13 protein-coding genes are annotated in these 12,616 nt (G+C 57.6%); 5 read left to right on the top strand and 8 right to left on the bottom strand.

The window, feature by feature from the left end; all coding sequences use genetic code 11:
• Positions 1 to 23: 23 nt before the first annotated feature.
• From V6P94_RS02235 to gcvH, 4 genes are all read left to right on the top strand, one after another.
• On the top strand, positions 24 to 1,025 hold the full coding sequence (locus tag V6P94_RS02235) for an extracellular solute-binding protein (protein ID WP_133079069.1): 1,002 nt from the start codon (positions 24 to 26) through the stop codon (positions 1,023 to 1,025).
• A 148-nt stretch (positions 1,026 to 1,173) separates the two neighbouring features.
• Positions 1,174 to 2,790 carry an iron ABC transporter permease gene (locus V6P94_RS02230; protein ID WP_338648991.1) on the top strand — a complete coding sequence of 539 codons (1,617 nt, stop codon included), beginning with the start codon at positions 1,174 to 1,176 and terminating at the stop codon, positions 2,788 to 2,790.
• Positions 2,791 to 2,943: 153 nt separating this feature from the next.
• A complete protein-coding gene (gene gcvT, locus V6P94_RS02225) occupies positions 2,944 to 4,026 on the top strand; it encodes a glycine cleavage system aminomethyltransferase GcvT (RefSeq protein ID WP_133079067.1) in 1,083 nt (360 codons plus the stop codon).
• A 62-nt stretch (positions 4,027 to 4,088) separates the two neighbouring features.
• The gene (gene gcvH, locus V6P94_RS02220; protein WP_019824507.1) at positions 4,089 to 4,472 is read left to right on the top strand and encodes a glycine cleavage system protein GcvH; all 384 of its coding nucleotides are present in this window, start codon (positions 4,089 to 4,091) and stop codon (positions 4,470 to 4,472) included.
• An 85-nt stretch (positions 4,473 to 4,557) separates the two neighbouring features.
• On the opposite strand, the gene V6P94_RS02215 is transcribed toward gcvH, so the two are convergent.
• The 6 genes from V6P94_RS02215 to V6P94_RS02190 all read right to left on the bottom strand — a co-directional run bounded on the left by V6P94_RS02215 (position 4,558) and on the right by V6P94_RS02190 (position 10,023).
• Positions 4,558 to 5,700, bottom strand: a complete 1,143-nt coding sequence (locus V6P94_RS02215; RefSeq protein ID WP_219262578.1) for a DegT/DnrJ/EryC1/StrS aminotransferase family protein — start codon at positions 5,698 to 5,700, stop codon at positions 4,558 to 4,560.
• 263 nt (positions 5,701 to 5,963) lie between these two features.
• Positions 5,964 to 6,278 (bottom strand): DUF2388 domain-containing protein, encoded by a 315-nt coding sequence (locus tag V6P94_RS02210; RefSeq protein ID WP_133079065.1) that lies wholly within the window; start codon positions 6,276 to 6,278, stop codon positions 5,964 to 5,966.
• Between the two features lie 66 nt (positions 6,279 to 6,344).
• Positions 6,345 to 6,794, bottom strand: a complete 450-nt coding sequence (locus V6P94_RS02205) for an NfeD family protein (protein ID WP_133079064.1) — start codon at positions 6,792 to 6,794, stop codon at positions 6,345 to 6,347.
• A gap of 3 nt (positions 6,795 to 6,797) precedes the next feature.
• Positions 6,798 to 7,718: an SPFH domain-containing protein gene (locus tag V6P94_RS02200; protein WP_133079063.1), complete on the bottom strand. Its 921-nt coding sequence runs from the start codon at positions 7,716 to 7,718 to the stop codon at positions 6,798 to 6,800.
• Positions 7,719 to 7,816: 98 nt separating this feature from the next.
• Positions 7,817 to 9,583, bottom strand: a complete 1,767-nt coding sequence (locus tag V6P94_RS02195) for a GspE/PulE family protein (RefSeq protein WP_219262577.1) — start codon at positions 9,581 to 9,583, stop codon at positions 7,817 to 7,819.
• A 101-nt stretch (positions 9,584 to 9,684) separates the two neighbouring features.
• Positions 9,685 to 10,023: a hypothetical protein gene (locus tag V6P94_RS02190; RefSeq protein ID WP_133079061.1), complete on the bottom strand. Its 339-nt coding sequence runs from the start codon at positions 10,021 to 10,023 to the stop codon at positions 9,685 to 9,687.
• 127 nt (positions 10,024 to 10,150) lie between these two features.
• Between V6P94_RS02190 and V6P94_RS02185 the strand changes: the two genes are divergently transcribed.
• Positions 10,151 to 10,615, top strand: coding sequence for an Lrp/AsnC family transcriptional regulator (locus V6P94_RS02185; RefSeq protein ID WP_019824516.1), 465 nt, complete (start codon positions 10,151 to 10,153; stop codon positions 10,613 to 10,615).
• A 153-nt stretch (positions 10,616 to 10,768) separates the two neighbouring features.
• Here V6P94_RS02185 and V6P94_RS02180 read toward each other — a convergent pair whose 3' ends face one another.
• Positions 10,769 to 11,692: a hypothetical protein gene (locus tag V6P94_RS02180; RefSeq protein ID WP_133079060.1), complete on the bottom strand. Its 924-nt coding sequence runs from the start codon at positions 11,690 to 11,692 to the stop codon at positions 10,769 to 10,771.
• Positions 11,693 to 11,936: 244 nt separating this feature from the next.
• Positions 11,937 to 12,413, bottom strand: a complete 477-nt coding sequence (locus V6P94_RS02175; protein WP_019824518.1) for a glycine zipper domain-containing protein — start codon at positions 12,411 to 12,413, stop codon at positions 11,937 to 11,939.
• Between the last annotated feature and the right edge of the window lie 203 nt (positions 12,414 to 12,616).

Genomic DNA, 12,616 nt, shown 5'->3' with positions numbered 1-12,616 from the left:
CGCATCAAGAGAGACCGCCCATCATGTTGGCACGCAAGCGTCTACTGACTGCCCTGGCCCTAACCGTTTTTGCGAGCAGCGTTTCTGCTGCCGAAGAGGTGGTGGTTTACTCCTCGCGTATCGACGAGCTGATCAAACCGGTATTTGATGCCTACACCGCCAAGACCGGGGTCAAGGTCAAGTTCATCACCGACAAGGAAGCGCCGTTGATGCAGCGCATCAAGGCAGAAGGCCAGAATGCCACCGCCGACCTGTTGCTGACCGTGGACGCCGGCAACCTGTGGCAAGCAGAGCAAATGGGCATTTTGCAGCCGTTCACGTCCGAAGTGATCGACAAGAACATTCCACCGCAATACCGCTCCTCTTCCCATGAGTGGACCGGCCTGAGCCTGCGCGCACGGACCATCGTCTATTCGACCGACCGGGTTAAGCCTGAAGAACTGTCGACCTACGAGGCCCTGGCTGACAAAAACTGGGAAGGCCGCCTGTGCTTGCGCACCGCCAAGAAGGTTTACAACCAGTCGCTGACGGCCACCATGATCGAAGCGCATGGTGCTGAAAAAACCGAAAAAATTCTCAAGGGTTGGGTGAGCAACCTGTCCACGGACGTGTTCTCTGACGACACTGCACTGCTTGAGGCAATCAACGCCGGGCAATGTGACGTGGGCATCGTCAATACCTACTACTACGGCCGTTTGCACAAGCAGAAGCCGGATCTGGCGGTGAAACTGTTCTGGCCGAATCAGGCGGACCGCGGTGTTCACGTCAACCTGTCGGGCATTGGCCTGACCAAGTACGCGCCACACCCTGAGGCCGCCAAGGCATTGGTGGAGTGGATGACCACCCCTGAAGCTCAGGTCATTTTTGCAGGTGTTAACCAGGAATTCCCGGCCAACCCAAGCGTTGAGCCTTCTGCCGAAGTGGCCAGCTGGGGCAAGTTCAAGGCCGACGCACTGCCAGTAGAAGTGGCAGGCAAGCGCCAGGCTGAAGCCATCCGCATGATGGATCGCGCGGGCTGGAACTGATCAAAATCTGAAGCAATACCTGTGGGAGCGGGCTTGCTCGCGATAGCATCGCCGGGGTTTCATTGGAAACTGCGGTGTTTGCATCGCGAGCAAGCCCGCTCCCACATTTGTTTTTTACCTCGTCCTGACCACCTTCCGAGAGTTCTTCGTGGCCCATCCTGCTCAACGTCGCTGGTATCCGCTGGTTTTTGTCATTGCCGCTCTGGTGCTGTTGCCGCTGAGCGTTTTGCTGCTGTCCTGGCAAAACATTGATACCCAGATCTGGAGCCACATGTGGGATACGCAGATGCCGCGTCTGCTGGGCAACACCCTGACCCTGATCGTTGGCGTGGGTGTCGGGGTCACGCTGCTGGGTGTCAGCCTGGCCTGGTTGACCAGCCTGTGTGAGTTCCCCGGCAGACGATGGCTGGACTGGGCGCTGATGTTGCCCTTTGCGATTCCGGCTTATGTACTGGCGTTTGTCTTTGTCGGCTTGCTGGATTTCGCAGGCCCCGTGCAAACCCTGCTGCGTGAGTGGTTTGGCATGGGCCTGAGGTTGCCACGGGTGCGCTCCACCGGTGGGGTGATCATCGTGCTGATCCTGGTGTTCTACCCCTACGTTTATCTGCTGGCGCGCACGGCCTTTCTGGCCCAGGGCAAAGGCCTGATGGAAGCTGCCAGAGTGCTGGGCCAAAGCCCGTGGCAGGCATTCTGGCGCGTTGCGTTGCCCATGGCGCGTCCGGCGATCGGTGCGGGTGTGGCACTGGCGCTGATGGAAACCCTGGCCGATTTTGGCGCGGTATCGGTGTTCAATTTCGACACCTTCACGACCGCGATCTACAAAACCTGGTATGGGTTTTTCAGCCTGTCTACGGCAGCGCAGCTGGCGAGTTTGCTACTGCTGGTGGTCATGGTGGTGCTCTACGGCGAACGACGCGCCCGTGGGGCAAGCCGCGCCAGTAACGAACGCCCCCGGGTCAGTGCCTTGTATCACCTGAGCGGTCCCAAAGCGTGGCTGGCCAGTGGCTGGTGCTTGCTGGTATTTGCCTGTGCTTTCGTCATTCCGATGCTGCAACTGGCCGTGTGGTTCTGGCAGCGCGGTCGATTCGACCTGGATGAGCGGTACGCCGGATTGATCCTGCACACCCTCTATCTGGGCAGCATGGCGGCACTGATCACCGTGAGCGTGGCCTTGGTGCTCGCGTTTGCCCGGCGCCAGGCACCCACGGCGGCCATTCGTGCCGGAGTCAGCCTTGCGAACCTGGGTTATGCCCTGCCGGGCTCGGTGCTGGCGGTGTCGATCATGTTGGCGTTCAGCTATCTGGACCGAGAGCTGGTGATTCCGGTGTCGGGCTGGTTGGGCGGGGCGGGCAAGCCACTGTTGCTGGGCAGCCTGTCGGCCCTGCTGCTGGCGTATCTGGTGCGGTTTATCGCCGTGGCTTATGGCCCGCTGGAAAACAGCCTGGCGCGCATTCGTCCTTCCTTGCCGGAGGCCTCTCGCAGTTTGGGGGTCGGTGGGCCACGACTGTTTTTCAAGGTGTATCTGCCGTTGCTGCTGCCCGGCACCTTGAGCGCTGCGCTGCTGGTGTTTGTCGATGTGCTCAAGGAAATGCCGGCTACCTTGCTCATGCGCCCGTTCGGCTGGGACACGCTGGCTGTGCGGATCTTCGAGATGACGAGCGAAGGCGAATGGGCGAGGGCTTCGTTGCCCGCCCTGACGCTGGTCCTGGTCGGATTGTTACCGGTCATCGGACTGATTCGACGCTCGGCACATCGAATCGGTTAGGTGCCAGTCCTCCTTCATGCGGCTACAATGCGCGGCATTCGGTGCGGTCTGTCTGTCAGATCAGGTTTCTGCGTAGTGTAAGAAAGCCATTTTTTAGGCTTGAAATGCTCCGCAGCCTGTCCGCACCCTCGCCAAGCCCGGAAGGAGAAACCCATGGGACAGCGTACGCCTCTGTATGACCTGCATCTCGCCCTGGGCGCGAAAATGGTCGATTTTGGCGGTTGGGATATGCCTTTGCATTACGGCTCACAAGTTGAAGAACACCATGAGGTGCGCCGCGACTGTGGGGTTTTTGATGTCTCGCATATGACCGTGATCGACATCGCCGGGTCTCAGGCCAAGGCGTGGCTCCAGCATTTGCTGGCCAATGATGTCGAGCGTCTGAATACACCTGGCCGTGCCTTGTACAGCGCCATGCTCAATGAGCAGGGCGGCGTGGTCGACGACATGATTGTCTACCTGATGCCCACGGGTTATCGGCTTATCGTCAATGCCGCCACCCGGGATCAGGATCTGGCCTGGATGGAAGCTCAGCGTCAGGGCTATGACGTGCAGCTGTTGGAACGCCCGGAACTGGCCCTGCTGGCCATTCAAGGGCCCCATGCGCGACAGAAGGTGGCCGAGCTGGTGAGTCAGGCGCGTGGCCAGTTGATTCAGCAACTCAAGCCCTTCGAAGGGCAGAGCAGCGGCGACTGGTTTATCGCTCGTACCGGGTACACCGGTGAAGATGGCCTCGAAATCGTCCTCCCGGCCGACCAGGCCCCGGCCTTTTTCAACGATCTGGTGGGTGCAGGCATTTCACCGATTGGCCTGGGCGCTCGGGATACCTTGCGTCTTGAAGCCGGCATGAACCTCTACGGGCAGGATATCCATCTGTCTGTTTCCCCCCTTTGCGCCAATATGGCCTGGACCATTGCCTGGGAGCCTGCCTCACGCAAGTTCGTGGGACGCGAAGCGCTCGAAGCCGAAAAGGCCGGGGGCGTGCAGCTCAAACTGGTGGGGCTGGTACTTGAGGAACGGGGCGTTTTGCGCGCTCATCAAGTGGTTCGCATCGCCAATGTTGGCGAAGGGGAGATCACCAGTGGTAGCTTCTCCCCTACGCTAAGCAAATCGATCGCCCTGGCGCGAGTTCCGATGGCAACGGCTGACCGTGCCGAGGTTGAAATTCGTGGTAAGTGGTACCCGGTTCGAGTAGTAAAACCGACTTTTGTTCGTCAGGGCAAAGCCCTGATCTAACGTTTACTGGCGAGAAAGCACCTTGTGTGCGCCGCCTACATTTATTCTTGAGGACACTGAATATGAGCCTGATCCCTGCTGAGTTGCGCTTTGCTGAAAGTCACGAGTGGGCCCGCCTGGAAGCGGATGGCACGGTTACCGTAGGCATCAGCGATCATGCTCAGGAAGCCTTGGGGGACGTGGTGTTTGTTGAGCTGGCCGAAGTCGGCAAAGTGTTCGCCGCAGGCGATACAGCGGGCGTTGTTGAGTCGGTTAAAGCTGCTTCCGACATCTACTCGCCGGTCTCTGGCGAAGTGATTGCCGTCAACGAAGCACTGGCGGACAGCCCTGAGTCGTTGAACAGCGACCCGTACACCAGCTGGATTTTCAAGCTCAAGCCAAGCAACACCGCCGAGCTGGAAAAACTGCTGGATGCTGCGGGCTATAAAGCCGCAATCGGCGAATAAGCTCAAATGTGTAGTCGCTGCCGAAGGCTGCGAGCTTTGTTTGGAATCAAAAGCTCGCAGCCTGCGGCAACGACTACAGGTTGAGTCAGGCGACGCTTAAAACTGCTTTCACCGCCGCCACCGAACGCTCCACATCGGCCTTGGTCATTGCCGTAAACATCGGTAACGACACAATCAGGCGCCCGACACGTTCGGCAATCGGGAACATCCCCTCTTTGAAGCCCTGTGCACGGTACAGGCTCAGCAAGTGAATGGGCGGGTAGTGGTAACCGATGCCCACACCCAAGGCTTGCATCTCTTTCATGAAGGTCGCACGTGCAGGCTGTCCGTCCTTGCGCTCAGGCAGCACAAGCTGGAACAGATGCCAGTTGGTGTTGTTGAAGTCTGCTACCGGCAGTTGTGCGCCGTACTGAGCTTCGAACTCAGGCCCGAAACAGTCGAAATAATGCTTGGCCAACTCCCGACGATGGGCGGTGATGGTTTCGATATGGGCAAACTGGCCCAGACCAATCGCAGCCGCGATGTCGGTCATATTGAACTTGCCACCCAGCACATCCACATCCAGCCCGTCGAAACCCGTGCGAGTCACGCCCTGTAGACGGTATTTCTCGGCCAGTCGCGCTTCTTCTTCATTGTTCAGCACCAGACACCCGCCCTCGGATGAGGTGATGTTCTTGTTGGCCTGAAAACTGAACGATACAAAATCGCCCCGTGCGCCAATGCGCTCGCCTTGCCAGCTGGAGCCCAGGGCTTGTGCCGCATCTTCCACTACGCGCAGGTTGTGCTTTTTGGCGATCGCGTAGAGCGCATCCATGTCCACTGGCAAGCCTGACAGGTAAACCGGAATGATTGCCTTGGTACGCGGGGTGATGGCCGCTTCGAGCTTGGCCAGGTCGATGTTGCGTGTCACCGGGTCGATATCGGCAAATACCGGCGTCGCGCCGACTTCGATAATCACGTTCGCGGTGGCTACCCATGAAATAGGCGTGGTGATGACTTCATCGCCCGCCCCGATGCCCGCGATGCGCAACGCGATTTCCATGGTGCAGGTGCCGGAGTTGAACGTACGCACCGGGCGCCCGCCAAAGTACTCGGACAGTTGTGCTTCGAACGCCTGGACCTTGGGCCCGCTGGTGATCCAGCCCGAGCGCAATACGTCGCCCACGGCAGCAATGGTGGCTTCATCAATGGTGGGTTTGGAAAACGGCAGGAAAGGCAGCGTGCTCATAGAAGCGTGACGTCCGATGTGAGTGAGTTTGGGTGACCAAAAGCAATAGCATAGCGCTCAAGATCATACCCGGAGGATCGCTCACATCCGGTGAAAATTCTGTATGGCGGCTGAATCACAGGGAGAGATGTGTGTTGAGTTGAACGGTGGGAGCGGGCTTGCTCGCGATAGCATCACATCGGGTTGATGCAGGCAAACCAAGTCGCCAGCATCGCGAGCAAGCCCGGTCCCACATGGAAGTTGCCTCCAAAGTGGGAAGGCAGTTATTCCGCTGTAGCGTTTTTAACCAGAATTGCGTTGGCCAGGTCCATGTCGCTGACTTTCATGTTCGGATTATCAGCACGCACTTGTTGCATGGCTGATTCCAGGTACGGGCCACGAATCGAACCGTTGCTGGCAACAAAGCTGCCCGCGTCATCCTGAGCGGCGATGACTTTGCGGTCTTTTTTGAAGGTCAGGTAGGTGGAGCCGGTGGTTGCACCGGAAGACAGCACATTACGCCAGAAGCTGTCGGCCATTGCAGACCCAACAGGAAGAGACAGCAAGGCGATAGCGGCTACAGCATATTTGAGGCGCATGACGGTGACTCCGAATAGATTAGCTACGAGGTTTGATTGCAAATTGCGCTCAGGAGTTCCGTAACGTCACGGTACAATTTCTACGCTTAATACTGTTCCATTCTGGGCGGTAACACGCACGGGCGTACCCACCGCAGCGTCAGGCCCTACGGCCATCCATACGCTGTCGCCGACCTTGATTTTACCCCGTCCCTCCACAATCGCCTGTTGAACGATGAAGGTACGGCCGATCAGCTCATGGCCGCGACGATTCAGGTTTGGTTGGTCGCCACTCTCGACCTTGCCGCGCTGTCGCCGCCACCAGTACACCGCCGTGAGGATTGCCAGCACTCCAAACAATGGAAGTTGCAGGGTCCATGGCAGCTCGGGGACCAGAAAGGTCAAAGCCCCGACGATGATGCCGGCAATACCTGTCCACAGCAGATAACCACCGGCGCCAAAAACCTCCAGGATCAACAGCGCGGTGCCCAGCGCCAGCCAGTCCCAGTAGTTCAGGTGTTGCAGAAACTCCCACATGAATCAGACCTTCTTGGTATCAAAGGTGGCTTTGACGATTTCGCCGATACCGCCCACTGCGCCGATGACCTGGCTGGCCTCCAGCGGCATGAGGATGACTTTGCTGTTGTTGGCAGAGGCCAGCTTGCCCAGGGCATCGATATATTTTTGCGCAACAAAGTAGTTGATCGCCTGCACGTTGCCCGAGGCAATGGCTTCGGATACCACCTGGGTGGCCCGTGCTTCGGCTTCAGCCTGGCGCTCTCGGGCTTCTGACTCGAGAAACGCAGCCTGACGACCACCTTCTGCTTCGAGGATCTGTGCCTGTTTTTTGCCTTCGGCAGTCAGGATTGCTGCGGCTCTGAGCCCTTCAGCCTCAAGGATTTGTGCTCGCTTGATACGTTCGGCTTTCATCTGCCCGGACATGGCGGCCATCAGGTCGGCCGGCGGGCTGATGTCCTTGATCTCGATGCGGGTGATCTTGATGCCCCAGGGCGCTGTTGCTTCATCAACGGTGCGCAGCAGCTTTTCATTGATGCCGTCACGCTGGCTGAGCATGGCATCCAGCTCCATCGAACCCAATACGGTACGGATGTTGGTTTGCAGCAGGTTGCGAATGGCGTGTTCGAGGTTGTTGACCTCATACGCGGCCTGAGCCGTGTTGACGACCTGGAAAAAACACACGGCATCGATTTGTACGGTGGCGTTATCGGCGGTGATCACTTCTTGTGGCGGGATGTCCAGCACGCTTTCCATCACGTTGATCTTGCGCCCGATGCGGTCCATCACCGGAATGATGATGTTCAGGCCCGGCTTCAGGGTGTTGGTGTAGCGGCCAAAGCGCTCCACCGTCCATTGATATCCTTGCGGTACCACCTTGAAGCCCATGAAGAGCATGGCGATAGCCAAGGCGACAAATAACAGGATCACAGTACCCGCTTGCATAACCATTCCTTGTTTTGAGGTGTAAGAATCAAACGAACGAGGCGTGTAACGATCAAAAAATTCGCGTAACTGATTAGATTTTAGTCAAAACAATTCAACTACGCGGGGGTAACTCGAATTGCTTCTGGCATTGAGGTTGTTCCAGCGGCGACTTTTTGAGCGGCGGCCAGCCTCAGGCTGATCATGCCTTGTGCGCAGGCCTGGCGACGCATGGCGTTGAGGTCGGTGTCGGGGCCAATCAGGGACTTGAGCTTTTCGCTCATCACCATGATTTCGTAAATGCCGACTCGCCCGCTGTATCCGGTGTCCCGACACTGTGTGCAGCCAGTGGCCCGCCAGGTGCAGGTGGGCGGTGAGTCGGACCAGGCCGGGGCAAAGTCCTGCCAGTCCCCCGGATCCAGTGGCTGCTCGGCCCTGCAGTCAGGGCACAGCGTTCTGACCAGACGCTGGGCCATGACCCCCAGCAACGTGGCTTTTATCAAATAGGCCGCTACTCCCAGTTCCTGCAGGCGGCTGATAGCGCTGGGCGCATCATTGGTATGCAGGGTAGAAAGCACCAGATGTCCGGTCAGCGCAGCCTGAATGGCCATCTGCGCGGTCTCCAGGTCACGTATTTCCCCGAGCATGATGATGTCCGGATCCTGGCGCATCAATGCACGCACGCCGTTGGCGAAGTTCAGGTCGATGTTGGGTTGAACCTGCATTTGATTAAAGGCCGGTTCAATCATCTCGATGGGGTCTTCGAGAGTGCACAGGTTGATTTCTGGAGTGGCCAGTTGTTTGAGCGTTGCATACAGGGTGCTGGTTTTACCCGAACCGGTAGGGCCGGTGATCAAAATAATGCCGTTGGGCTGGCGGGTCATTGGTTGCCAACGTTGCAGGTCTTCGGGGCACAGGCCCAACTGGTCGAAATCTTTGAGCAGTACCTGCGGATCAAAAATACGCATCACCATTTTTTCGCCAAACGCGGTGGGCAGGGTGGCGAGTCTCAGCTCAACTTCAGCGGCACCCGGGGGCCTGGTTTTTATTCGACCGTCCTGAGGTTTGCGTTTTTCGGCGACATTCATCCGGCCCAGGCTCTTGAGGCGACTGACGACAGCCACGGTCACCTGCGGCGGGAACTGGTAGACGTTATGCAGCACCCCATCGATGCGAAAGCGCACACAGCCTTGTTCCCGCCGGGGTTCAATGTGGATATCGCTGGCACGTTGCTCAAAGGCGTACTGAAACAACCAGTCGACGATATTCACAATGTGCGCGTCGTTGGCATCCGGCTCGCGGGCGCCTGTACCCAAGGTCAGCAATTGTTCGAGGTTGGTCTGGGGGCTGGTTTTCTGATCGTTGAGTGCGGCACCGTTGACCGATTTGGCCAGTTGGAAAAACTCCGTGCTCAGGCGCTGGATTTCGAGGGGGTTTGCAATGACCCGTTTGATAGGACGCTTGAGCAACGGGTGCAAATCAGCCTCCCAACTGCTGACCCAGGGCTGGCAGCTGGCGATGGTGATGCTCGAATCATCGGCAGCCACCGCGAGGATTCCATGACGCTGGGCGAAGGCGAAGGACATCAGCCCGGTCACTGTGGTGACATCGATCTTGAGCGGGTCAATGCGCAGGTAGGGGTGTCCGGCGTGGCTGGCGAGCCAGGCGGTGAGGGTTTCAAGATCCAGGATCTTGCCCCCTCGGCTGGGGTCACAGAGCTGTTGTCCTGCCAGAAACACCAGCGGATGCAAGGCTGCATTGCACGCTTCTCGCCCGGTGATCAATACCTGTTCGGCACAACTGTGGGGGATACGGTTTTTGGCCAGCAACGCGGTCAACAGGTCGTTGAGGTCCAGCCATTGGTCTTGGGGCGGGGGGATGCGCATAAAAGCTCCTTTGGGCACCGGCTCAGACGGATCCTTGTCTGGCTGTGAGCTTCAAAGCCTAGTCGCGCTGCTTTCACCTTCACGTGCCCAATGGTTGCGAACTATTGCCCCGAGACCTGCAGAAAAGACGCTTTGGCCGCCTGCACGGGGTGCAGCTCCATGTCGAAGACACTGATCAGATTGCGCAATTTCTCACCCATGACCTGAGCCCGGTGCCAGCTCTGCTCATGGCTTTCGATTTCAATGCTCAATGTGTCCTGATCGCGCACCACTTCCACCTGATGCGGGATCAATTGCTGCAAGGCAAACAGATTGAGCACACGGCACAAGACATCAGCATCGGCGTCCGCCTGGATGCGATAGCGCACCGGGCAAGGCGCTGCGTTGCTGGCCCAGACGTCGGGGCGTGATGAGTGGTTGACGACTTCCAGATGGGACATGCAAACGCTCCTGTTTAGGCTGGAGAAATTTTTACACGTCGTGGGAGAAATTTTTTATCTAAGATGTTTTAAATCAACGATAAATAGACTTGATCGAGTCTCTATTAGACAACTTAAAGGTATTTTTATGCAGGGTGAACTGGATGCTTACGACCGACGCATTTTGGCGCTGCTGCAAGAGGATGCTTCTCTGTCGAGCGCACAGATCGCCGAAAAGGTGGGGCTTTCGCAATCACCCTGCTGGCGGCGTATTCAGCGGATGAAGGACGAGGGGATCATTCGCGGCCAGGTGACCTTGCTCGATCGCAAGAAAATCGGGCTCAACACGCAAATTTTTGCCGAGATCAAACTCAATGCCCACGGGCGTTCCAACTTCACTGAATTCACCGACGCGATCCGCGGTTTTCCCGAGGTGCTGGAGTGCTATGTGCTGATGGGGTCGGTGGATTTTCTGCTGCGCATCGTCACTGCCGACATCGAAGCCTACGAGCGATTTTTCTTCGAAAAACTGTCGATGGTCCCGGGTATTCAAGAGGTGAATTCGATCGTGGCGTTGTCAGAAATCAAATCCACCACGTGTCTGCCGGTTTGATCCGGGCCACAAAAAAACGGCCTTCATGAAGAAGGCCGTTCAGGGTTTATACCTGTTGCATCAATGCACAAACAGGGCAATCAGAATGATGATCGGGATCGGGATACCGAGAAAAAACAGCAGTAATGAGCGCATTTTCATTCTCCAGATTGATTAATAAACAGGCGGCTTGGTGGTGTGCTCCACGTAGCTCACGGCATCGCGTTGGCGGCCGCCAAACGTGGCGCAGAGGCTGGCGAAAAATGCACCCAGCAGCAGACTGATGAACATCCACAGGGTGGTCCAGGCGGCGACTTTTGCTGCGGTGTCTGCGGCTTCCTTGGCTTTGACCTTGGCGTCTTCAACCGCCTGGTGGGCTTTGGCATACACCTGATCGACCCGTTGCTCGGCCTCGGCCTGGCTGAGGTTGGTCCGTTGAGCGACGATTTGCGCCAGATAGGTACGGTCCTCGCCACTTAACTGGCCGTCGTTGCCCAGGCTGCGAACAAAGATGCGCGTGACGATGCCGTGGGCGGCGTCTTCGCTGACAGCAGTGCCGCGATCATCGCGAAACAGGGTGTCGATAAAGTAATCAGAGCTATTGCCCGAACTTTTATCGGCGTGGCTGGCGGCTGCGCTGCTCATGGCCGAAGCGGCACCTGAAGCCACGCTGGCCCCAGCTTGAACACCGCTGCCAATCACGCTGCTGACCGAGCCTGCGATCAGGGTTACGGTAACCAGCGTCGCAACTGCCCAAGCCAGAAAGCCATGTGCTGTATCCCGAAAGTACACTTCATCGCCATGCATGTTGGCCCACTTGACCCGCAAGCGGCCGGCCAGATAGCCCCCCATCCCTGACGCAATGATTTGTGTGATGGCCAGCCAGACAATGGCGGTGATACCCAGGCCTTTGGCGCCCACGCCTTCATTTGCCCACGGTGAAACTGCCGAAAAGCCCAGGCCTGCGCCCAGCATGATCAGCAGCAGAGACAGCGCGGCAGCGGTGGCTGCCCCCGCAAAGATGGCGGCCCAGGAAACACCTGAGTGGCCAGAGGAGTCTTGCAGGGCTGCGGGATAGTGCTCAGTTGTCCCGATCATTGTTGTTGTGCTCCTGAATGGTAGGAAGTGCAGCGTTCATTCAAGAGATTGCAGGTGACATGCCAACAGGGTGTTTGTTGGTAATTTCATATCTTTCAATGGGTTAATAATTATTTGAGATTCAGGTGCATGCAGTTTGCATGATTGACACTGTGACAGGCGGGCGTAATGCATTGAAACAATTTGGCGAGGCGAGCCAGGCCCCAATAAAAACGGGAGCCTTTCGGCTCCCGTTTTTGGGTAATCAATGATGACGATGTTTGTTCTTTTTGCGATGGCCATACGCGTGGCCACGGCCGCGGTTGTCGTCGCGGTAGTAGCGACGGTTGTCACGATCGCGATAGCGACGATCTTCGGCGTCGCTTTTATTGCCCATGTAGTTACCCAGCGCGCCACCAGCACCACCGCCAGCGGCTGAGCCGACCAGAGCACCGGTGCTGCCGCCGACACTGCGGCCCAGCACGTTGCCGCCAGCAGCGCCCAGTGCGCCGCCAATGGCCGCTTCGCCCCGGCTGCGTTTGTCGGCACCTACGGCACTGCCTGCCGCGCCACCCACGCCTGCACCAATGGCAGAACCGGTCGAGCCGCCGAGCTGTTGGCCAACCACGGCGCCAAGAACCCCGCCTAATGCGCCGCCTACACCGGCTTCGGTGGTGCCACCGGCCGAGGCTACGCCACTGACCAGGCCAAGGGACAACAAGAGAATCGAGGTGAGCTTCATAGATGAGCCTCAAAGAGATGACGGCGCGATCCTGAGGCTGTCGATGATGGGTGACAATCGAAATCCGACGAGTAGCACGAGTTGTACACAATTCTATAAGTTGTTGTTTTTTCTAGGGAACTTAATGAATTTTTGGTGGTCTGTTTACTAGTTCGGAGAGGCCGATTTCGTAGGAAATCGGCCTTTTTTGTGCCTGAAGTTTG

The organism is Pseudomonas sp. ML2-2023-3, from assembly GCF_037055275.1.
Taxonomy (GTDB): domain Bacteria; phylum Pseudomonadota; class Gammaproteobacteria; order Pseudomonadales; family Pseudomonadaceae; genus Aquipseudomonas.
Note: the sequence above shows the minus strand (reverse complement) of the source record. Positions and strands in the feature narration are given on the sequence as shown.